This window comes from uncultured Campylobacter sp., from assembly GCF_937981295.1.
GTDB lineage: Bacteria > Campylobacterota > Campylobacteria > Campylobacterales > Campylobacteraceae > Campylobacter_B.
This window is the reverse complement of sequence record NZ_CALJPC010000105.1, coordinates 1-21211: the sequence shown is the minus strand read 5'-3', so window position 1 is coordinate 21211 and position 21211 is coordinate 1. Positions and strand designations below refer to the sequence as shown.

At 49.2% G+C, this 21211-nt stretch carries 17 protein-coding genes and 1 pseudogene; 4 read left to right on the top strand and 14 right to left on the bottom strand.

Features of this window, described 5'->3' with window-relative positions:
- Nucleotides 1-450: 450 nt before the first annotated feature.
- The 14 genes and pseudogenes from Q0135_RS11110 to Q0135_RS11045 form a co-directional block, all read right to left on the bottom strand.
- A complete protein-coding gene (locus Q0135_RS11110) occupies nucleotides 451-2487 on the bottom strand; it encodes a bifunctional alpha/beta hydrolase/class I SAM-dependent methyltransferase (RefSeq protein WP_297990478.1) in 2037 nt (678 codons plus the stop codon).
- Between the two features lie 38 nt (nucleotides 2488-2525).
- Nucleotides 2526-3080: pseudogene (locus tag Q0135_RS11105) on the bottom strand (DUF1287 domain-containing protein).
- A 7-nt stretch (nucleotides 3081-3087) separates the two neighbouring features.
- Complete coding sequence (locus Q0135_RS11100; protein WP_297990476.1) at nucleotides 3088-4017, bottom strand: phosphatidate cytidylyltransferase; 930 nt, start codon at nucleotides 4015-4017, stop codon at nucleotides 3088-3090.
- Entirely contained in the window at nucleotides 4014-4376 is a 363-nt protein-coding gene (locus tag Q0135_RS11095; RefSeq protein WP_297962027.1) for a hypothetical protein, read from the bottom strand. Before Q0135_RS11095 ends, Q0135_RS11100 begins: the two co-directional genes overlap by 4 nt.
- Nucleotides 4357-4995, bottom strand: coding sequence for a 1-acyl-sn-glycerol-3-phosphate acyltransferase (locus tag Q0135_RS11090; protein ID WP_297990474.1), 639 nt, complete (start codon nucleotides 4993-4995; stop codon nucleotides 4357-4359). The genes Q0135_RS11095 and Q0135_RS11090 overlap by 20 nt, the downstream gene beginning before the upstream one ends.
- Nucleotides 4996-5460: 465 nt before the next feature.
- Nucleotides 5461-6063, bottom strand: a complete 603-nt coding sequence (locus tag Q0135_RS11085; RefSeq protein ID WP_297990472.1) for a CDP-alcohol phosphatidyltransferase family protein — start codon at nucleotides 6061-6063, stop codon at nucleotides 5461-5463.
- Nucleotides 6064-6628: 565 nt separating this feature from the next.
- A complete protein-coding gene (locus tag Q0135_RS11080; RefSeq protein ID WP_297990470.1) occupies nucleotides 6629-7669 on the bottom strand; it encodes a DUF3137 domain-containing protein in 1041 nt (346 codons plus the stop codon).
- A 128-nt stretch (nucleotides 7670-7797) separates the two neighbouring features.
- Nucleotides 7798-8376 (bottom strand): phosphoribosylglycinamide formyltransferase, encoded by a 579-nt coding sequence (gene purN / locus Q0135_RS11075; RefSeq protein ID WP_297990468.1) that lies wholly within the window; start codon nucleotides 8374-8376, stop codon nucleotides 7798-7800.
- The gene (locus Q0135_RS11070; RefSeq protein ID WP_297990467.1) at nucleotides 8367-10031 is read right to left on the bottom strand and encodes an NAD(P)H-hydrate dehydratase; all 1665 of its coding nucleotides are present in this window, start codon (nucleotides 10029-10031) and stop codon (nucleotides 8367-8369) included. The genes purN and Q0135_RS11070 overlap by 10 nt, the downstream gene beginning before the upstream one ends.
- Nucleotides 10028-11545, bottom strand: a complete 1518-nt coding sequence (locus Q0135_RS11065) for a YifB family Mg chelatase-like AAA ATPase (RefSeq protein ID WP_297990465.1) — start codon at nucleotides 11543-11545, stop codon at nucleotides 10028-10030. The genes Q0135_RS11070 and Q0135_RS11065 overlap by 4 nt, the downstream gene beginning before the upstream one ends.
- Nucleotides 11542-12060: a peptide deformylase gene (gene def / locus Q0135_RS11060; RefSeq protein WP_297990463.1), complete on the bottom strand. Its 519-nt coding sequence runs from the start codon at nucleotides 12058-12060 to the stop codon at nucleotides 11542-11544. Before def ends, Q0135_RS11065 begins: the two co-directional genes overlap by 4 nt.
- The gene (gene clpP, locus Q0135_RS11055) at nucleotides 12061-12645 is read right to left on the bottom strand and encodes an ATP-dependent Clp endopeptidase proteolytic subunit ClpP (RefSeq protein WP_005871578.1); all 585 of its coding nucleotides are present in this window, start codon (nucleotides 12643-12645) and stop codon (nucleotides 12061-12063) included.
- Complete coding sequence (gene tig / locus Q0135_RS11050; protein WP_297990460.1) at nucleotides 12646-13959, bottom strand: trigger factor; 1314 nt, start codon at nucleotides 13957-13959, stop codon at nucleotides 12646-12648.
- A gap of 157 nt (nucleotides 13960-14116) precedes the next feature.
- Nucleotides 14117-16267 carry a TonB-dependent siderophore receptor gene (locus tag Q0135_RS11045; RefSeq protein WP_297990458.1) on the bottom strand — a complete coding sequence of 717 codons (2151 nt, stop codon included), beginning with the start codon at nucleotides 16265-16267 and terminating at the stop codon, nucleotides 14117-14119.
- Nucleotides 16268-16454: 187 nt separating this feature from the next.
- On the opposite strand from Q0135_RS11045, the gene folE reads away from it, so the two are divergent.
- The 4 genes from folE to Q0135_RS11025 all read left to right on the top strand — a co-directional run bounded on the left by folE (nucleotide 16455) and on the right by Q0135_RS11025 (nucleotide 20556).
- Nucleotides 16455-17039: a GTP cyclohydrolase I FolE gene (folE, locus tag Q0135_RS11040; protein WP_297990456.1), complete on the top strand. Its 585-nt coding sequence runs from the start codon at nucleotides 16455-16457 to the stop codon at nucleotides 17037-17039.
- Nucleotides 17040-17150: 111 nt separating this feature from the next.
- The gene (locus tag Q0135_RS11035) at nucleotides 17151-18350 is read left to right on the top strand and encodes a NifS family cysteine desulfurase (protein WP_297990454.1); all 1200 of its coding nucleotides are present in this window, start codon (nucleotides 17151-17153) and stop codon (nucleotides 18348-18350) included.
- Nucleotides 18351-18353: 3 nt separating this feature from the next.
- Nucleotides 18354-19355: an iron-sulfur cluster assembly scaffold protein gene (locus Q0135_RS11030; protein ID WP_297990452.1), complete on the top strand. Its 1002-nt coding sequence runs from the start codon at nucleotides 18354-18356 to the stop codon at nucleotides 19353-19355.
- Between the two features lie 412 nt (nucleotides 19356-19767).
- Nucleotides 19768-20556, top strand: coding sequence for a transporter substrate-binding domain-containing protein (locus tag Q0135_RS11025; RefSeq protein WP_297990450.1), 789 nt, complete (start codon nucleotides 19768-19770; stop codon nucleotides 20554-20556).
- Nucleotides 20557-21211: the final 655 nt, after the last annotated feature.

The following is a 21211-nucleotide window of genomic DNA, read 5'->3' as shown; positions in this document are numbered from 1 at the left end:
AAATTTGTAAACTTTACGCACCGAGACCCGCATCTTTAAGGTACTAAATTTGAATTAGTCAAATTTATCGTTATGAATTAAACTTTTTGTGCAAGTCAATTTTTTTTGTTAAGGGGAAAGGGGCTTGAATTACGCTCTGCTAGCAGTTGCGAGCGCTAGCGAAGCAAAAGAGCTCCCTTCCCCCTTAACGATCCCCCAACCCCTACGACGTGAGAGGTTGCTGCGCTATGCGCAGGTTTATCTGGTGCTGTCGCGCCGTAAATTTTAAATTTGCATTTTTAGGGTGCGGGTCCCGATGAGTCAAATTTGCAAATTTGAACGTAAAACGATAAGGCGAAGTATCGCGAGATGATTTTTCGAGTTTTGAAGCAAAATTGAGCGTGCGCTAGGCTATAGCCTGCGGAGCGAAAATTTTGCGAAATCTCGGAAAAGCACTCACGAGACGAGCCGCTAAATTTTAACAGCTAAACTAACGCTAAATATCCCATCCCCATCTATCCACTCTTTTACTTTTTTAAATCCCGCATTTTCCACGAGCTGATCCATCTCGGCTTGGCTACGGCGGCGCATGATCCACGCCGCACCCTGCCTGTGGCTAGATAGAGCGCGCGCGATCATCTCGAGCTGCGGGTGCCACGGCTGGTTGGTGTAGATTAGGTAGCCGCCGCTTTTTACGCTGCTTGAAAAGCCTTGTAGCGCGGTGCGCACGACTGAGCTATCAGGAAAAAGCTCAAACAGCCCAGACACGACGCCTAGCGTATATGCGTCCTGCAGGCCCTCGTAGCTAGCGGCTTCGAACGCATTTGCCTGCGTGAAGCTCGCGACGTCCTGTAGCCCGCGCTCTTTTATCATTTCGCTGCCGGCTTTCACGTTGATATCGCTGTAGTCGCGTAGCGTTATGCGCTCAAATTTATGCCCCTGCGCGGCGTCTAGTATGTATCTGCCGTGTCCCGAGGCGATGTCTAGCAGTCGTAGCGGCTCGCCTCGCTCCTGCAGCTTTGCCACGGCTTGATCGATAGCTAGCTTGATATTTCGCTTGCGCTCCCTGATACCGCGCCAGCCGATGGCGTTTAGGTAAATTTCGTCGATAAATTTGAAAAATTTATTCGCCCCTTGCGGCTCGTTTCGGTAAACGTAGTCAAGCGTACTGCCGCTATCGTAGCCCGTATTTTCGCCGATCTTTAGCCCGCCGACCCACGGCGAAACCGCCTGCATAAATATCCGCTGAAATTTAAATCGCAAATTTTTCGGGCTAAATCTCGGCAGCGGCGTAGCTAGTCTATCGGCCTCCTCGCGGCTAAAGCCGTATTCGTCCGCGTGCGTGCAGTCCACCTCGCTAAAAGGCGCGCTAAACCTCTCGCCGACGAACTCGCGCACGATCTCAAACGCCCTCTCCCGCTCGCTCTCGCCCAGCGTATCGTGGTAAAATCCCTCTAAAATCTCGCGCCTTTTTACGTGCGCGCCAAGAGCGTTGTAAAACTCGTGCTGCGGGGCGTGCTCCACGACCCAATCATCGCCCGAGATTAACAGTAGCGTAGGCGTCGTGATCGCGGCGGCGTCCGAAACCACGCGCTGTGCCGCTTCGTAAAGCCCAAGCAGTATGCGCACCGAGATCGCGCGAGTGATGAGCGAGTCGGCGTCGTAGCTGGCCTGGCGCTGTTTGTCGTGCGTGAGATAGTGAGCTTTGACGTAGCTGTTTACGAAAAAATTTCCGCGCGCATTGTAAAGCGCCTTTAGTCCAGCTCTGGCAAACGGTACGTAAAGCTTCACGCTAAACGCGGGGCTAGCCAGCACCGCGCAGCGAACGCGCGGAGCGTAGTCGTGCAGCCACGCCGAGACCAGAACCGCGCCCACGCTCTGAGCTATCACGGCTAGATTTTGCGTCTCAAAGCCAAATCTCTGCTCGATGTGCGCCACAAACTCGTCCACGTCGGCGATAAGGCGGCCCATACTAGGCGCGTCGCCCCGCTCGCCGTCGCTCCTACCGTGTCCGCGCTGATCCCAGGCAAAATAGCTAAAACTCTCATCCGCTAGCCCGTCTGCTATGTTCGTCGTCCTGCCCGAGTGCTCGTGTCCGCGGTGAAATATTGCTACGGCTTTGGCATTCGGCGCGGCTTTAAATTTGAAATTTTGCTCGGCGTTTTCGCAAGGCGTCTCGCTCAAATTTGACGCGCCGCATTTGCCGGCTTCGTTTAAATTTGAGTCCGAGTTTTTGCCGCTTCTTTGTAAATTTTGCTCGTCCGATTTGCCTTCGCCGTTTAAGCCTGGCTCCGTATTTTCACCCGCGCCGCGCGCCTGCTCGCTAGCCAAATTTGACGTTTCATTTACGGCCTCGGCGCTCAAATTTGACCCGTCAAATTTGCCATCCTTACTCAAATTTACTTCGCCTGCGCCCGGGTTTTCGCACGCTACGTCGCTAGCCAAACGGTATCTGTAAAATATCCTCACCCCGTCGCTGGTTATAAAATAGCTCTCTTTAAACTCCATTTTTCGCCTTTCTTACTTAAATTCATCGATTTTTACGCTTATTTTATCCTAAAATGCCCCGTTATCTCGTAAACATTTAGCACGTCCTCCTCCTGCGCGCCAAGTCCGATATTGTGGATCACAAGCGGGGTTTTGCCGCTGGCAAATTTATCCGAAACTATGCCGATATGAGGCCTTCCGTTATCCAGCCGCCACGTCACGATATCGCCCGCCTTAAACCCACCCTTCGCCTCGTAACCCTTGCGTTTTAGGTAGGTTGCGATGTTTGGTGCGCGGCGATGATCGATGTTTTTGTCGGTCTTTTTCGCGCCCCAGTTTTTTGGATAGGCGCTAAAATTTGCGCTCATATCCTCGTGGATGAGCCGCTGCAGATCTATGTCCTACCCGCGCAGCGCTCTAACAACGACATCGGTGCAAACGCCCTTTATCATATCCACGTCGCCCATCGGATAGGCTAGCCTAGAGTACGAAGGATCGTAAAACAGCGTCTGCCCAACCTGCGCTCTGGCATCTTGCACGAGCTTTTGGGCCGAAAAAGCAAAGACTAAATTTGCCACGAGCGCTAAAAGTAAAATTTTGCTCCAAATTTTCATCAAAACCTCACGCGTAAAAATATCTAACTATGTGAAAAAATATCGGCGCAGCAAAGCACAGCGAGTCCATACGATCAAGCATCCCACCGTGCCCGCTGATCATATAGCCCCAGTCTTTGACGCCTAGATCGCGCTTGATGGCAGACATAACTAGCCCTCCTAAAAAACCCATCATGCAAACGGCAAGCCCGATAAAAAACGCCCCAACCGCGCCAAAAGGCGTGAGATGATGCAGACACGCGGCCAGCACGCTAGCGCTAAGAACCCCGCCCGCAAAGCCGACCACCGTTTTAGACGGGCTGATGCTAGGGGCGATCTTGCGCTTGCCCAAAAGCTTGCCCCAGACGTACTGCAGCACGTCGCTAGATTGCACGACCAGGATCAAAAACAGCATCAGCTCCATGCCGCTACCTTGCTTAAGATCCAGCAAAAGAAGTGCTGGGATGTGCGAGATACAAAACACGCAGATCATCAGTGCCCACTGGATCTTCGTCGAGCGCTCCAAAAAATATGCTGCATCGCCGCAAATAGCCGCCAAAATCGGCAAAAACAAAAATCCGTAAACCGGGATAAATATCATCGCCATCGCGTACCAATCGGCGTAAATAAAGATATATTGCATCGGCAAAATCACGTAAAAGCACGCCACGAGCGCGATATGATCGCCTCTGCGGATGTAGATGAGCGACAAAAACTCGCGCAAAGCGGCAAAAGATACGAGCAAAAACAAAAATATCACGGCGTTTTTACCCATATACGTAAACACAAAAATGACCAAAATCATCGCCCACCAGGCGTTTATGCGCGAGGTCAAATTTGCGATGGTTTTGTTCTCGGCGCCAAATTTCGCCTTTAGCATAAAGGCAATGGCGCTAGAGACGACTAGCACCGCGATGAGTCCTAAAAATAGATTTAAGATATGATTTTGCGGGTTCATTTTAGGGCCTTTGGGTTAAATTTGAAGCTAAATTTAACGCCTGTTTCGGAGCGCTCCGAGCTAGTCGAATTTACGCGCGTTTGGTTTGCCGTGCGGACGGTTTGAATGGTTAAATTTGTTAGCCAGAAATACTCGCGCTTTGAGCCTGCATTTGGATCAAATTTGATTTGCGGCGTAGCGAGCGTTTTGATCCGGGTTTCGCGTTTAAATTTGACGCTTTTAGCCGTCATTTTAGAAGGCTCGCCGTCAAATTTGCCGTAAAGATCGGTCGCAAATCTCCCCGTCTTGCGTGGCGGATTTACGGGGCTTAAATTTACCGCTCTCGCCAAAGCCGACAAATTAGGCTTTCGTTCTGTCATTTTGCGTATCGCTCATTGCTAGCAGCACGTCTTGCGCCTTTTGTAAAAACTCGCCCTTGCCTTCGCCGCCGTAGGTTATCTCCTCGCCCACTATCAGCTCGCAAAGCAGCGGGATGGGTATCATAAAGCCCTTAGGCAAGACGTTGCGCGCGTTTTTGATCCAAATCGGCACCAAAGGCACGGAGGGGCACTCCTGCGCCAAACGAAATACCCCGCTTTTAAACGGCTGAAGTGCTAGGTCGTCGTTCATCTTGCGCGTGCCTTCGGGAAAGATGATGAGAGAGTGCGTCTGCAGCGCGTCGCTCATTTGTGCTAACGCTTCCAGCGGATCTTTGCGGCGGCTTATTAGCACCATATTAAACACGTTTTTAGCAAGAAACCTGCGCACCGGCCCGCTCTCCCAGTACTCCGCCGCCGCGACGGGGCGCACGCGCTTTCTCACGCGGTAGGGCAGCGAGACGAAAATCAGCAAAAAATCGCCGTGGCTAGCGTGGTTCGCGTAGTAAATTTTAGTACCCTCGCCTATGTTTAAAAGCTCCTGCGGCGGCCGTACGCCCGTGATAAATATCGTGATACGGCAAAGGATAAAATCAAGCGCTGCAGCTAAAAACTCTTTCATCTTGTATCCTTTTTACTCTTTTACTTTTCAAATTCACTTTTTGCGGTGCCCTCAATTTTACGGTTGCGTGCGGCAAATAAGCTTCTCGCCCATCTTGCCGAAAACGAGCGTTTAGACATAAATTTGAGGCGATTAAAGCCAATACGGTTTTAAGTAACGCCTGCAATTTGCCGCTTTTGCTACTTGCCTTTAATTTCACCGACTTTGATAAAACGCTCGAAATTAACCGAGCGCGTTTTGCGCGCCTAGTGTCTTTTAAAACGTCTAAATTAAGCGGACAAATTCGCCGTGATATTTTATCCTCGCCTCAAAAAATCTCATAAATTTAAACAAGATCAAATTTATAACGATTGCGTGCCCGCGTCGAGGCGAGCTTAAAACTTTTGTAATTATATCAAATTTAGGCGAATTTACCTTGCGTCGATTTTGGAGATAGCTATTAAATTTATCCTCGTCCGAGGCGCCTTATTCCCCGCTTTTTAGCCCCATCCTCACGCGGTTTGCGCAAGTAAGCGCGAGTAAAAATATCGCGGCGTAAAGTACCCAGCTAAACCACTCCGGTAGTCGCCCAGATAGCGCATATACCGTACCGATAAGCCCGAATATAAACGCGCGGTCGCTCTTGCCCATAGGCCCGTCGTATCGCCTGCCGCAACCGTGCACCTGCCCTAGGACGCCCAAAAACTCACTCATAAAAGATAGAAAGATAACGAGCGCGATAACTCCCCAGTCAAACGGCGCCACGAAGGCAAACGGCAGATACAGCGCGGTGTCCGAGATGACGTCTGTGGCTTCGTTTAGGTAGCCGCCCAGCGGGCTTTTTTGATTAAACTCGCGAGCCAGCATGCCGTCGATGGCATTTAGCGCCATACGCAAAAACATCCAAACGGGCAGCAGAAAGAATAGCGTCGAAATTTCGGCGAATTTTATCAGAAGTCCGCCCAGCAGAACGGAAATGACGCAAGCTGTGATCGTGACTTGATTTGCGCTGACGCCCGCGCCGTAAAGACGTCTTACCAACGGGCGAAGTAAATTTTGAAATTTGGGCTTTAACTCGTAAATCGTCATGAGAACTCCGAAAATTTGATTTTCGTATTGTCGCTTAAAAATGCTTGGAGGCAGATTAAATGTATGGCCGGCTTTTGTGTGAGCTTTTTAATCGTCGATTTTTGAAAGCATTAGGATGGCGAAATGAACGATGCAAATATGAGTAAATTATCTCTTCTATCATTGCCGCGATGGGCCCTCAATTTTTTTGACGCGGGCTCGCGACGGTAAAAGTAGCGTTTGCGGCACGATGATAGGCAGCGTGGTAATCTCCTCTATTATGGAAAGCGTACGGTGCAATCATCGCCATACCAGTATCCATCTTCGCTCAATTCGGTACGGAGAAGTGCTCAATTCCTCTATGCGGGTCGCAAAAATTTATAAATCGCATGAGATTTCATCGCGATAGATTTCAAATTTCGCCCTCTGCCGCAAATACAATAGATCTTGCGGCAAAGTCCACAAAACCTTGTCGCGAAAATTCTAAATCATAGCGACGCCGAGCTGGGAAGAGTGCTTTTAAATTTTAAAATTTCGCGGCGGCGCAAAGCCTCCGTATTTGCGGATTTAAAGTCAAATTTAAGATTTAATCTTGCCAGATATTTTCGTTTAATTTCAGAGTTTTTACGATGGATAGAAAGAATAGAAGCTCGTGCTTGATAGACGCCGCAGGACCTGCGCTAAGTACGCTGCGATCTACGCTAGGCTCGAAGCTATCGTATCCCGTGCGGATGAAAATGCAGACGTTTCTGCCCGAAAAGCTTAAACTGATCGGTCCGCCGGCACCGCTTCTAAAGCGAAGCAAGCGCCGCATAAAGGCGGGCGTGAGGGCGTACATTGCAGACACGGCATCGGCGCTATACACGCTAAATGCGGATCCAAACTCGCTATCGTCCATCGCGATCTTCTTAAGTCCGCCGAGCGTCGGTCTCGCGCTGAGCAGCGGCAAGATCACGGCCACCGAGTTTATGCGCTTTTTAAATTCCGCGTAGAAAAAGATCCCTCTGCTGTTATATCGTTCGTCGGTGTGGGTCACGCAAACATCCGCAAAGCTGAAAAATACTCCGTCATAAACGCCGGAAATTTTATCTTCGCAATCAAAATAGCTTATGCCGTCCACAAATAGGCCGCTAGCGCGCAGATACGCCGGCCGAAACGAGCCTGAAATTTCGTAGCGATAGCCTAGGCTCGCGATATAGGGTTCGATATATTGGTGTTTAAAGGCGCGGACGAATTTTTTGGATCTATTATATTTGATCCGCTCCAACGCGGCGTCTGCGATATTAAACAAAGAAAGGCAGATGGTTACGAGTGCGATGACGAAGCGCAAGGTATCATTCTCGCACATTTCTACGCCTTTGGCAAGCATCCACAGCAAGGTACAAAAGATAAATACGCGCACTATATTTGCATCTTTATTCACTACTCTAAAAGAGATGCTGCCGCAGCTAAATACCACTATGATCCAGCAGAGAACCATTGCCGCATTTTGATCTCTAAAATTGAAAAATAGCCACAACGCCGAGGCCAGCACCGCTAGTACTATTATCGAAAACGCCGTGCCTTTGCGCTGCTCCGCCTCATCCAGGATGCCGAGCCTTAGTTTTTCCAGTTCGTTTGCGGTCATCTTTCTCTTTCTAAATTTAGCTAGTAAATTTTAAAGCTTAGCCTCGAACCCGCCTCTAAATTTAAACGGCTAAGCTTTAAAATTTACAAAATTTCGCGGAATTTCGATCTTTAAATTCCGCGCAAAATTTAGCTTCGGCACAAAATTTCTACGATCACCTGCGGCAATAGCTCATGCTCGATCTCGTGGATTTTGGCCTCATAAGCCTCAAGGCTCATTCTCGCGCTCTTTTCAAACGCGCGCTGAGCGATAATCGCGCCGCCGTCGAGCTCCTCGCTGACCCAGTGCACACTCACGCCGCCCACTTTCATATCGCTCTCGAAGCTCTGCTCTATCGCATGCGCGCCCTTAAAAAGCGGCAGCAGCGATGGGTGCAGGTTTATCGCGCGAACCCTGCTCGTAAAAACGGGTGTGAGAATTCGCATAAAGCCCGCGAGCACCGTAAGCTCCGCGCCGCTTTTTTCGATCTCGCGCACGAGCGCGGCGTCGAACTCCTCGCGGCTAGCGAACTCTTTGTGATTTAGGATCACGCTTTTTAGACCGAATTTCGCGGCTTTTGCTATGCCTCCCGCATCCGCTTTGTTGCTTAGCGTTAGCGCAACTTCGATCTTGGTTTCGCCAAAAATTTTGCCGTGCAGCCTCTGCAGGATCGCCTCCAAATTTGAGCCGCTACCGCTAAAAAGCACGGCGAGCTTTTTCACAACCATTTTACCTCCTCGATGAGATCGAGCGGATTTAGCGCGTAGGAGTTTTTGGCGAAGGCTCGCGCGGCGAGTGCGTGGGCTAGGACGCCGCAGATTGAGGCTTGCAGAGGCGAGTAGCCTTGCGCGAGTAGCCCGCCGATGAGCCCTGCGAGCACGTCGCCGCTGCCGCCCTTTGCGAGCGCGGCGCTGCCCTTGTCGCAGACGTAGATAATGCCCGCTTGGGCGATGAGCGTGTTTGCGCCCTTTAGTACGAGCACGCCGCTAAATTTCTCGCTCCACGCCCGCGCAAGCTCGAAGCGGCGCTCTTGCAGCTCGCTCACGCCAAGATCCGCGATACCCGCGATCTTTAAAAGCGAGCAGAACTCCTTCGGATGGGGCGTTATGATTAAATTTGAATTGGCGTTTAGTAAGCTTAAAATTTCACGCTCATAGCACAGATCGGCGTCAATGACGCAGCTTTTGCTCCGCAGCGCGGCAAGATCGATCTTCCGCTCCCCCAGCCCGCAGCCGCAGACCACGACCCGCGCGGCATTGAATGAGCTTTTTTGCATCAAAATCGGGCTTAGATTTAATGGTCCCTCACTAACGACGCTAACGAGTCCGCTGCCGATCGCATGAGCCGCTAGGGCTGCCATCTGCGCCGCTCCGCTCATCTGTCCGCTTACGACGTAGGTGTGCCCGAAGTCGCCTTTGTTGGTGTTTTGCTTCCTGCGCATCGGCAGCTTTAGATCGCTTTTTTGAAGCAGAAAATATTCGCTTCTCCTTTCAAAATTTGAGCGCGAAATTCCAAGATTTGCGACCTTGATCCGCCCTGCATAATCCTTCGCGCCGTCCGAAAACAGCGCGAGCTTTAACGCGCCCATCGCGATCGTCAGATCCGCGCAAAAGGCACAGCCTAAAATGCGCCCGCTCTTATCGATACCGCTTGGGATATCGACTGCGATTTTTAGGGATTTTGCGCTGTTTGCGAGAGATAAAATTTCACAAATTTCAGCGCTTATCTGTTTATTCAAACCGCTGCCGAAAACCCCGTCGATTATGCAGTCTACGTTTATAATCTCATCGCGCAGGACGCCGCCGTACTCGCCGCAATCGTTGCCTAGCTTGCCGAAATCGCTGCCGTGCTCCGCGATCTCAAATTTAGCGCTTGTAAATTTTAAGTCCTTAAATTTTGCGCGTAATTTATCGCCGTCGTCCGAAGCGTCAGCGCCGCTTAGGTTTTCATGCTCGCTCCGCGACTCGCTCGCGCCAGCACCCTTTGAAGAGGAGCCGTCCGCGCTTTCATGCGCGCAGGCATCCTTGCTAGACGCGCTCTCTACGTGCCCACAATCGTCTTTCGCGCTTGCGATATCGATAAGCTTAACGCCCGCAGCCCGCGCCGCATCCGTTTGAAATTTACCCGCCGCGCTTCTATTTTCCAGCACGCAAAGCGCCGTGCAGCTAAAATCGCCGCTTAGCTTTCGCAGTGCCGCCATTGCGTCCGCGCCGTTATTTCCGCCGCCGCAAAGCGCCAAAATGCGCGAGCCCTTTTTGAGCCGCTTTCTGATCTCGCGCTCGATCCTGCCGGCGGCGTTTTCCATTAAAATTTGCTCGCCAAGTCCAAATTTTGCGCTCGCTCGCGCGTCGAGCTCCTCGGTGCTAAAGAAAATTTTTTTCAAATTTCGCTCCTTATGCGAAAGCTAAGAGCCTCCAAAATATGTGCCTTAGCGATGATTTCAGCGCCTGCTAGATCGGCGATCGTGCGCGCGAGTTTTAGCGTTTTATTTACGCCGCGCTGCGAAAGATCGTAGCGGGTGATCGCGGTTTGCAAAACCTCCCGCGCAGCGCTTTCACAGACGCAAAATTTTTCAGTCTCCTCGTCGCGCAGCTTTGCGTTTAGCTCGCTCTGTCCGCGAGCCTTTTGCGCGCGAAATGCCCGCAGCACCGCATCTGCCATCTCCTCGCTGCAAACGTCGCTTCTGTCGTCCGCGCCGGTTTCGTCCATCGCGACGTATATGTCGATGCGATCGAGCAGCGGCGCGGAGATCGTGTTTTTGTAGCGCCTGATGTCGTTTAGCGAGCAGGTGCAGGTGAGGTTTTTGGAGAATAGATTTCCGCACGGGCAGGGGTTTTGCGCTGCGACGAAGATAAATTTCGTTTGGTATTCGACTTTGGAATTTACGCGCGAAATCAAAATTCTATTATCCTCCAGCGGTTCGCGCAGGCTTTCTAAAATTTGCTTGCCGAAGTGCGGCAGCTCGTCGAAAAACAGCTCGCCGCCGTTTGCGAGCGCGACCTCGCCGATCTTTGCGCCGCTACTGCCGCCACCGAAAATCGAGCTGCGCGTGCTGGTGTGGTGCGGCGAGCGGAAAGGACGCAGCGCGCTAAAATCGACGTCTTTGTTATTTAGCGACTCGTAGGCGCACGAGAGCAGCACTTCGCCCAGACTCTGCGGCGGCAGAATTCTAGCTATCCGCTTGGCGCACATACTTTTGCCGCAGCCTGGGCTGCCCTCAAAGAGGATGTTGTGCATGCCGCATGCGGCGATCAGGCTCGCGCGCTTGGCGCGCTTTTGCCCTTTGACGTCTTTGAAATTTAGCGAAAAATCGCGGTTGGGGACGTAAATTTGCCCGTCAATCTCCACGACGTTTTTAAAAAGCGGATGGGTTTCTCGCATGAGCCTGCTTGCGGCGAACTCCTCGTCTAAAAAAAATCTGACCGCGTCGCTTAGGCTACCCACGGCATAAACGTCGTAGTTTGGGATCGTGCAGGCCTTTAGAGCAATGCTTTGCGGCACTAAAATTTTAGCACGCTTCACCTTCGTGCTTAAAAAAAGCAGGATCGAAAAGAGGCTCGCCGTGCTCTTTAGGCTGCCGTCTAAACCGAGTTCGCCGAAGACGAAGAAATCGTCGTCGATGCGCTCTTTTTGCAGCGCGATTAGAAGCGCGATCGCAAGATCGAAGTGCGAGCCGTTTTTGGGCGTGTCGGAGGGGGAGAGATTTATGATGATTTTGGAGGCGGGAAATTTAAAATTTAAGCTCACAAGCGCCGCTTTTACGCGACTTTCGCTCTCTTTTATCGTAGCGCCCGCAAGGCCAACGATATTAAATCCTGGCAGCCCCCGCACGAATGTCGATTCAACCTCTACGGGTATCAGTGCATCCGTGAATGCAGCGCATTTTAGGGATTTCATTTCGATTTTTCTTTTAGGCTTTTTTTGAATTCTTTATCAAATTTTTTGCGTTTATTGTATCCGATGCGCTCGATGAAAAGATGTCCGTCGAGGTGGTCCATCTCGTGCTGGATACAGACGGCTAGCAGCTCGCTGGCGTCCATTTGGCGGGTATTGCCGGCGCGATCTTGAAACTGCACCGTGATAAACTCGGCGCGCGTGACGTCCTCATAAAAGCCGGGCACCGACAGGCAGCCCTCCTGAAATACGACCTCGCCTTCCTTTTTTAAAATTTGCGGATTGATGATCTCGATGAGGTCCTTTTTGTCTTGGATTTTTTCCTCATTGGCTAAATTTATGATCAAAGCGCGCACGGGCCTGCCTACCTGGATGGCAGCAAGGCCTATGCCGTTTTTTGCGATCATCGTCTCATACATATCATCCAAAAGCTCGCCCAACGCCGCGTCGAATTTCATGACTTCGATCGATCTTTGATAAAGCTTTTTATTCGGATAGGTAAGGACGTCCAGGATCATCTATTTAAAGCTCTTTTGAAGTACTTGATCGATCAGTCCGTATTGCACGGCATCCTCGGCGCTCATGAAAAAGTCGCGATCGGTGTCCTTTTCGACCTGCGCGAGATCTTTGCCGGAATTTTGCGAAAGGATGCCATTTAAAATTTCTTTCATTCGTAAAATTTCTTTGGCTTGGATCTCGATGTCGGTGGCCTGGCCTTGCGCGCCGCCTAGGGGCTGGTGGATCATTATGCGCGAGTTTGGAAGCGCGTAGCGTTTGCCTTTGGCGCCGCAGCTTAGCAAAAACGCCCCCATCGACGCCGCTTGACCGATACAGATCGTGCTTACGTCGGGTTTGATGTAATTCATCGTGTCATAAATGCTAAATCCGCTCGTAACTACGCCGCCCGGGGAATTGATGTATAGATAGATATCCTTATCGGGATCCTCCGCCTCCAAAAACAGAAGCTGCGCGACGATCGAGCTTGCCACTGCGTCGTCGATCTCGCCGCTAAGCATTACGATACGGTCTTTTAGCAGTCTCGAGTAGATGTCGTAGCTGCGCTCTCCGCGACTAGTTTGTTCGATAACGTAAGGAATTACCATCTATTCGCCCTTCTCTTCTTTTTTGCCCTGTTTGGAGAAAATATCGTTAAATAGCTTCTCCTCGATTAGCGCCATTTTAACGGCCGGCAGCATGCCGTTGTTGCGGTATCTATTTAGATGCTCCTTCGGATCGGCGCCGTAGGTGTAGGCCTCCATATAGACCGCTTGGACAAGCTCCTGATCGCTCACGTCGATATTGCGTTTTTTGGCTAGTTCGTCGATTAGGAATGTAAGTTTGACGCTATTTTCGGCAGCCTTTCTAAACTCTTCGCGCTTTTTATCCAGAGCGTCTTTGTTGTTTTTAAATTCCTCGATCTGCTCTTTTGAAAAGCCGCTCCAGGCGTTGTTAAACTGCAAATTAATCTCCTGCTCGACGATCGCTTTTGGAAGCGCGAAGTTAAATTTCTCGGCGAGCGCGTCGGCAAATTTAGGCTTTAAATCCTCATTTATAAGCTTTTGAAGCTTATCGTTTTTGATGCGCTCTTTGATACGCGCTTCAAATTTCTCCTTGCTCGGCTCTTTCTCGCCCGGAAGCGCTTGCTTTAGCTCCTCCTCGCCGAGCTCTTTGGCAGGTTTTTTAGCCTGAATTTCATGAAGCTTGACTTTAAAGATCGCGTTTTTGCCGGCTAAGCTTTTCGCGCCGTAATCTTGCGGGAATTTAACCGCTACGTCGCGCTCCTCGCCCACTCTAAGTCCGATCATTCCGTCTTCAAAGCCCGGAATGAATTGATTTGAGCCGATCTGAAGGACGTAATCCTGCGCCTTGCCGCCGTCGAATGGCTTGCCGTCCACGAAGCCTTCGAAGTCGAATTTTGCAAAATCGTCTTTAGCTAGAATTTTTTTGTTGGTTTTAGAAAGCGGAGCGATCATCTGCAAAAATTCCGCCACTTTTTCGTCGATCTCTTTTTGGGTAACGCGCGGGCTGCTAAACTTAGGAATCAGCTCCTCGTACCCCTCGACGCTAACCTCGGGCCTGAAAGAAATTTCGATCTCAACGTCAATATCGCCGTTTTTTTCATCAAATTTAGAAAAGGCCGGCTCGGATAAAATTTCATCTTGTTTTTTCTTTAAAATTTTAAGAGACTCATCAATCATATCTTTAAGAAGCTCCTGCTTTGCGTCGCCCTCAAGCTGCTTGCCGTATCGCTTCAAAACCACCGCGGTAGGCACTTTGCCCTGTCTAAATCCGTCGATTCTTAGCTGCTTGGAGGCCTTTTTGGCTAGCTCTTCTACTTTGGCTGCGATCTGCTTTGCTTCGATCTTGCTCGCAGCTACCGCATTTGCGGCGTCTTTCATTTTTGCTTTTACTTCCATAAAATTCCTTTAGAAAATTTAAAAATAGCTCGTAATATATCAAAAAATTTCTTATTTAAAGTATAAATTCCTAAAATTTGCCGAGCCTAAGCGGCTCGCAGCTTTTAAATTTTAAAATTTTTAAGAGCCCGCCTTGAAATTTAAAGCGGGACTAAGGCTAAAATTTTACCGATACGTTAAACATAAACTGCCGCGCGTAGCCCATTTGAATAGGTATCACGCTCGTAGTCGTGCCGGTTGAGGATGAAGTGTAGTATTTTTTGTCGGTCAAATTTTTGACGTTGAACGAAAAATTCGTATCATAGCCCGAAATTTTAGTATCGTAGCTCACGAAGGCGTCATAAACTACGGCGTGAGGCAGCTTAAACGCCGTTCCTGCGGGCACGCTCGGTAGGTTCGTGCGCATATAGTAGGTGTACCACGAGCCGAAGTATCGCGCGCCGCCGCCCAGCCTAAGTCCCTTTGCGCCTAGATGTGCGAAATCGTAGTTGGCAAATAGGCTTGCTTGGTGCTTCGGCGTCGCTTCCAGCGGTTTGCCGATTAGCACCGCAAAAGCACCGTCGTCCTCACGCACTCTCGTTTTGGTATATGCATAGCTCGCCGACATGCTAAGTCCCTGCGTCACACGCCCGTTTATATCGAGCTCAAATCCTCGCGAGCGAGCCTTGCCGATCGTCTCACTTATATTATTTACCGTTCGCAGGACGTTTCTTTTATCGATATTAAACACCGCCGCACCCGCAGTGACGCGATCGTTTTGAAATTTAGTGCCGAGCTCCACGGATTTGCCTTCCTCCGGCTTTAGATCGCCGCCTATCGCCTCGCCTATGGACATCTGCGGCGTGAAGCTTTGCGCGTAGTTAGTATATACCGACCACTGCGGGCTCAACAGGTACAAAAGCCCGCCCTGATAGGTCGTAGCGGCCTTTTTCTGATCGGTGTTGTTCGGTCCTTGCCAGCTTTGTTTGGCTACTTGATCGTAAAATTCCCTACGCACGCCCAAAGAAAGTATTAGCTCGTCGGTTAAATTTATATTATCTTGGGTGTAAAGCCCGATCGTTCTTAGCTTTTGATATTGTATTTTTGGCTCTCTATTGTTCGTTAAGACGGCGCCTGAAGCGGTCTGTCCGGTAAGCATATTGATGCGTCCAGCAGTGCCTTTTAGCGCGCCCGGGCGGTATCTGTAGTAGTTTTTGTAATCCGTGCCGAAAAGGACGTCGTGCTTAAGCGGACCCGTTTCAAATTTGCCGTTTAGCGTGACGCTTGCTGCGTGCGTGCGGTGTATGAAATTATCGTAGTAGTTATACGATCGCGTCGTGCCGGTAAGGCCTTGGGGCGTGAATGGATTGTTCGGACGGACGTAGCCGTATTCGTGCTTACTGCGCGAGAAAGCATAGGCTCCTTTTAATATCCAATCCTCGTTAAATTCCTTCTCAAAGCCGAAATCAACCGTATCGAGTTTGCTTTGTAGTTTATTTACCGGCTCGTCGAAGCGGACTTTGCCGCTGCCGTAAATTTTACCCGTACTCGGCACCAAAAACGCGCCGCGATCCACCGGATCGGTAGAGCGGCTATGGGTGTAGCCTAAGTTTATCGAATAATCATCTCCTTGATACGCAAGTGACGGCGCAAAGAGCGTGTTTTTTATACCGCCGAAATTTCGCCAATAATCCTTCGCGTAGTAATCGAATATAAATCTATACGCAAAGCCGCTGTCTGCGATCGGCCCTGTAGTATCAAATCCAGCGTCCCAATAGTTGCGATTGCCCACCCCACCCCAAATTTCATTTACAAACTCATACTGCGGCTTTTTGGTTACCATGTTTATGACGCCGCCAGGTTGCTGGGCACCGTAGAGCATGCTCGCGGGCCCCTTTAGAACCTCGACGGATTGAATAGTTTTGTTGAAATTGTGCATCACGGCACCCGGCACGCCGTTGCGCATAATCGAGCCGTCGCGACCCTCGCCGAAGCCACGCTTGATGATCGCATCAAAAATATTTCCCGTCGTATTTGCATAGCTTATGCCGCTTACGTTTTGCAGCGATTCGGCTAGGGTCTCTGGCTTTTTGTCCTTTAGATGCTGCTGCGTTACGACATTTACGGTTTGCGGAATTTCTAAAATTCGCTTAGTCGTCTTGCCGATCTCGCTGCGTACGGCGCGGTAACCGTCGTCGTTATTCGCCCATTCTACGACCTCGATATCGCCTAGGTTTTCGCCCGAGGCGGAGCTTGCCGCGGCGTTTTGTTCGGCGCAAGCAAAAGAAAAGAGCGCCAAAGCCGCGCCAAAACTCATCTTAAATTTCATCGCCAAACTCCTTATAGATAAAGTTTATCGAAACGGCGGATTTTAAACAAAAATTTCTTAAATTTAAATATATTATCATTAACATAATGAGATTGATAAAATTTCGCGCGGAATTTTAAAATTTATCAGCGTTATAAAAGGCGTTTTTGAGTAATATCGCGCATCGATCTTTAAGGAATTGCTAAAAATGGACGAAAAAAGCCGAGCGAAATTTGAAAGCTGCGTGTCGCAGATGCTTGAAATTTTAGGCGAGGATCCGAAGCGCGACGGACTCGTAAAGACGCCCGAGCGCGTGGCTAAAGCCTACGAGTTTCTAACTAGCGGCTACGAGCTGGATCCAAAAGAAATTTTAAACGACGCGCTGTTTGAGAGCAGCAACAATGAGATGGTTTTGATAAAAGATATAGAATTTTATAGTCTCTGCGAGCACCATCTGCTGCCGATTATAGGGCGCGCGCACGTCGCGTATATCCCGAATAAAAAGGTCGTGGGGCTTAGTAAAATTCCGCGTATGGTAAATATTTTCGCGCGCAGGCTGCAGATCCAAGAGCAGCTTACCGAGCAGATCGCAAGCGCAATCCAAGAGGTAATCCATCCGCTCGGCGTGGGCGTGGTGCTGCAGGCGCGGCACATGTGTATGGAGATGCGCGGCGTGCAAAAGATCAACTCGACCACGACTACGTCGGCACTGCGAGGGCTTTTTATCAGCCGAAACGACACGCGCAAGGAATTTTTCGATCTAATAAATTCTCCGAAAACTTTTGGTTTTTAAAACGGCAAGCGTTAAAGAAAAATTTAGCAATTATGTTATATCATCGTGCGAAATTGATAAAAGAGCGAAATTGTCTGATTAAATTTCAGACAAATTTTAGAAAGGAATTTTATGCAGCGCGTTTATTTAGATAATAACGCCACTACGATGGTCGATCCCGAAGTTTTTGAGGAGATGAAGCCGTTTTTTTGCGATAAATACGGCAATCCAAACTCCCTTCACAGCTTCGGCAGCGAGACTCACCCCGCGCTAAGAACTGCGATGGATAGGCTCTATGCGGGACTCGGCGCTGCGGATGCGGACGATATCGTCATCACAAGCTGTGCGACCGAGAGCAATAACTGGGTTTTAAAAGGAATCTATTACGATAAAATTCTAACCGGCGAGAAGGATAATATCGTCATAAGCTCCGTCGAGCACCCCGCAATCAGCGCGACCTGTGCTTTTTTAGAAAAAATTTGCGGCGTAAAGATTACTCGCCTGGGCGTCGATAAAGACGGACTAATTGATCTTGACGAGCTTAGCGAAAAGATCAACGACAAAACCGCGCTTGTTAGCGTGATGTGGGCAAATAACGAAACCGGTACGATCTTCCCCGTAAAAAAAATCGCGCAAATCGCACACGAGCATGGCGCGCTATATCATGCCGACGCGGTGCAAGCCGTAGGCAAGATAAAGGTAAACGTGCGCGAGGCGGACGTGGATTTTTTGAGCCTTTCCGGGCATAAATTTCACGCTCCAAAGGGCGTCGGCGCACTCTACATAAAAGATAGTAAGCCGCTTACGAGCCTACTTCACGGCGGCGAGCAGATGGGCGGGCGCCGCAGCGGCACGCTAAACGTCGCGGGCATCGTGGGGCTCGGTAAGGCTTTAGAGCTAGCGAATAAATTTATGGATTTTGAGCGCACTCAGGTAAGCAGACTGCGCGATAAGCTGGAAGATGCGCTTTTGCAAATTTCAAACGTAAGCGTCGTGGGCGACCGCAGCATTCGCGTGCCAAACACCATTCTTGCCTCAATCCAAGGTGTCGAGGGAGAGGCGATGCTGTGGGATCTAAATAAAGCGGGCATAGCCGCTTCTACGGGCTCTGCATGTGCGAGCGAGGCGCTCGAGAATAACCCGATAATGGAAGCGATCGGCGCAGATAAGGAACTAGCGCATACGGCGCTAAGGCTTTCGCTGTCGCGCTTTACTACGGAAGCGGAGATCGATTATGCGATCGAGCATATAAGTAAAGCTATCGCCCGTCTGCGCGGGATTTCAAGCACGTTTGCTTACGCGCCGCAAGGTTATGAGAAAAATAAAGGATAAAAAATGGCAAAAAACAGTTTAATAAACGGTTCGATCTGGGAGCAATACTCGCAAAAAGTGCAGGACCGTATGAATAATCCTCGCTATATGGGCGAGATCACCGAGGAGGAGGCGAAGGCTAGAGGCGGTAAGCTAGTGGTCGCAGACTTCGGCGCCGAGAGCTGCGGCGATGCGGTGCGGTTGTATTGGTTGATAGATCCTAAAACCGATAGAATTTTAGACGCTAAATTTAAAAGCTTCGGCTGCGGCACGGCGATTGCGAGTTCGGACACGATGGCTGAGCTTTGTATCGGAAAGACCGTCGATCAAGCGGTAAAGATTACAAATTTAGACGTAGAGCACGCGATGCGCGATAATCCCGACGAGCCCGCCGTACCGCCGCAAAAGATGCACTGCTCGGTAATGGCATACGACGTCATCAAGCAGGCTGCGGCGAATTATAAGGGCGTCGATCCCGCGCATTTCGAGGACGAGATCATCGTGTGTGACTGCGCGCGCGTAAGCCTCGGCACAATCAAAGAGGTGATCCGTCTAAACGACCTCCATACTGTCGAGGAGATCACGCAATACACCAAAGCAGGTGCGTTTTGCAAATCCTGCGTGCGCCCGGGCGGACACGAGGAGAAGGATTACTATCTGGTCGATATTTTAAAGCAAACCAGAGAGGAGATGGAGCGAGAGAGACTTCAAGCTCAAGCCGAGGCGAGCGCCGCTACTAGCGCGAAAGTGGGAGCCGAGATGAGCTTTGAGCAGTTAAATCTAATCGGTAAATTTAAGGCTGTCGAAGGGGTGCTTGACGAGGATATCCGCCCGATGCTTCAGATGGACGGCGGCAATCTCGACGTCATCGATATCAGACCTGCAGACGACGGCAAAACGGACATATATATCCGTTATCTTGGCGCTTGTAGCGGCTGCGCCAGCGGTGCGAGCGGTACATTATACGCGATCGAAAATGTTTTGCAAGAAAATCTAAGCCCGAACATCCGCGTAATGCCGATCTAGGCTTATCGGTCGCTACGTTTCATCTTGGCTTGGTCTTTACGAAATTTTAAGAGCTTGGCTTCTGTATAATTGATGCAGTGCTAAATTTCGTCCCTTAGTTAAATTCGCAATTAGACGCTAAATCTGCGTAGAATTTCGCCGTTTGCTTTTAAGAATATCGTAAATTTTGCTAAGGTTTTCTAGCGTGAAATTCATTCGTAAATTTTGTCTATAAAATTTAATTAAAAGAGCTTTTTATTTCGCTCGTGTAAGTTTTTTATGAGATTTCGTTTGTAAATTGAACATAGAATTTCTCCGCGAATTTCATCTTTTCATAAATTTAGATAAAAATGCGCCATAAATCGCAGAATTTTAGCTGGCTATAATTTCTTTTTATTATAATTGCGCCTTATTTCAACTAAAAGGGGAGCAAATGAAAGTATTTGTTTTGGCGGCTCTGCTACTTGGTTTTCTATCTGCAAATTATTTGGACCAGATCAAAAAAGATAGGCTCGTTCGCATCGGTGTATATAACGATCAGCCGCCGTTTAGTGCGCTCGTAGACGGCAAATATAGGGGATTTGAGATTGCTCTTGGCGAAAAGCTCGGTAAGGAGATTTTCGGCGATAATCCTGGCAAGGTAAAATTTATCCCGATCACGGCTTCAAGACGCATTAGCGCTTTACAGCGCAATGAAGCGGATATGGTGATTGCGACCTTTACTCCTACGCCCACGCGAGCGAAAAAAGTAGATTTTTCGGAGCCTTATTTTAAGGTGCAGGTAGGTGTGCTAGCCAAAAAAGACGAAAATATCACGAGCTTCGATCAACTCCGCAAAAAGAGGATTTTCGTCATCAAACACTCTCCTATTCACAATTTCTTACGCAAAGCGGGCTTTAAGAAGAATTTAAACTTTTGCGCCAGCTCGGCTAAATGCTACCGCGCTTTCAAGAGGGCGAAAAACGCCGTACATGTCGATGATAATCTAATCCTGCACGCATACGCAATCATCGATAATAAAACGCAGGTTGCTTTGGATGGTCTAGGTAAGCAAACTTACAACGCAATCGCCGTGCAGAAGGGCAATAATGCGCTGCTAGAGCTAATCAATACATCTTTAGCGGGATTAAAAAAAGACGGATTTTTGGATAAGACCTTTGACGATACGCTCGGGATTTTTTATCATGGCACGATCGATAAGAAGGAATTCTTGGTTGAATAAAATTTCGTGCAGAATTTAATTCGTGCGTTTGATTCCCGCGTAAAATTCGATTCATTGTAATGATGGAGCGAGAAATACGTTGCGGGCTTAATTTGCTTTTAGAATTCGGTCTTGATTTTACTTGCCTCTCCTAAAACGCAAATTTTATCGAAATTGGTGAGGCTATTTAAAACGCGCGCACCACTAGCGCGAAATTTCATTTTCGGAAGTAAAATTTTTAAGCGATTCGTCTGCATTTAAAATTTACGCAACTTTTATAGAGTCCGTTTCAATTTTACATCCCACAAAACCCGCGCTAGCTTGTAAATTTCTATTTTTTCAGCTCTAAATACCTGCTTTTCCGCTACAACTTTATGATTTAAATTTCAAAAATTCCTCTAAAAGGAGTTAAACTCCCAAGCGCTATTGCCGCCTCAGTATGGAGAATTTAAAATTTACGCCCTACATCAAAGGCAAATTTTATGCAAAGTAGGCGCCAAATGAGCAGGCGGAGCAAATAATTTTAAATTTAGCGGCGCCTGTCTTATCGGCGCCGCGAAGCTGCATATTACAAAGACGCGGCGAATACAAAGAATGGTCGTAAAATTTTACCTCAAGAGCTAATCTCGATTTATTTTACTAGCTCGTAATTATACTCTTTCGTGCCGTCGAGTAG

What these genes read in the sequence shown, in the direction of transcription:
- Q0135_RS11110 (WP_297990478.1), bottom strand. Translation starts at nt 2,487, where the DNA reads ATGGAGTTTAAAGAGAGCTATTTTATAACCAGCGACGGGGTGAGGATA.
- Q0135_RS11100 (WP_297990476.1), bottom strand. Translation starts at nt 4,017, where the DNA reads ATGAACCCGCAAAATCATATCTTAAATCTATTTTTAGGACTCATCGCG.
- Q0135_RS11095 (WP_297962027.1), bottom strand. Translation starts at nt 4,376, where the DNA reads ATGACAGAACGAAAGCCTAATTTGTCGGCTTTGGCGAGAGCGGTAAAT.
- Q0135_RS11090 (WP_297990474.1), bottom strand. Translation starts at nt 4,995, where the DNA reads ATGAAAGAGTTTTTAGCTGCAGCGCTTGATTTTATCCTTTGCCGTATC.
- Q0135_RS11085 (WP_297990472.1), bottom strand. Translation starts at nt 6,063, where the DNA reads ATGACGATTTACGAGTTAAAGCCCAAATTTCAAAATTTACTTCGCCCG.
- Q0135_RS11080 (WP_297990470.1), bottom strand. Translation starts at nt 7,669, where the DNA reads ATGACCGCAAACGAACTGGAAAAACTAAGGCTCGGCATCCTGGATGAG.
- purN (WP_297990468.1), bottom strand. Translation starts at nt 8,376, where the DNA reads ATGGTTGTGAAAAAGCTCGCCGTGCTTTTTAGCGGTAGCGGCTCAAAT.
- Q0135_RS11065 (WP_297990465.1), bottom strand. Translation starts at nt 11,545, where the DNA reads ATGAAATCCCTAAAATGCGCTGCATTCACGGATGCACTGATACCCGTA.
- def (WP_297990463.1), bottom strand. Translation starts at nt 12,060, where the DNA reads ATGATCCTGGACGTCCTTACCTATCCGAATAAAAAGCTTTATCAAAGA.
- clpP (WP_005871578.1), bottom strand. Translation starts at nt 12,645, where the DNA reads ATGGTAATTCCTTACGTTATCGAACAAACTAGTCGCGGAGAGCGCAGC.
- tig (WP_297990460.1), bottom strand. Translation starts at nt 13,959, where the DNA reads ATGGAAGTAAAAGCAAAAATGAAAGACGCCGCAAATGCGGTAGCTGCG.
- Q0135_RS11045 (WP_297990458.1), bottom strand. Translation starts at nt 16,267, where the DNA reads ATGAAATTTAAGATGAGTTTTGGCGCGGCTTTGGCGCTCTTTTCTTTT.
- folE (WP_297990456.1), top strand. Translation starts at nt 16,455, where the DNA reads ATGGACGAAAAAAGCCGAGCGAAATTTGAAAGCTGCGTGTCGCAGATG.
- Q0135_RS11035 (WP_297990454.1), top strand. Translation starts at nt 17,151, where the DNA reads ATGCAGCGCGTTTATTTAGATAATAACGCCACTACGATGGTCGATCCC.
- Q0135_RS11030 (WP_297990452.1), top strand. Translation starts at nt 18,354, where the DNA reads ATGGCAAAAAACAGTTTAATAAACGGTTCGATCTGGGAGCAATACTCG.
- Q0135_RS11025 (WP_297990450.1), top strand. Translation starts at nt 19,768, where the DNA reads ATGAAAGTATTTGTTTTGGCGGCTCTGCTACTTGGTTTTCTATCTGCA.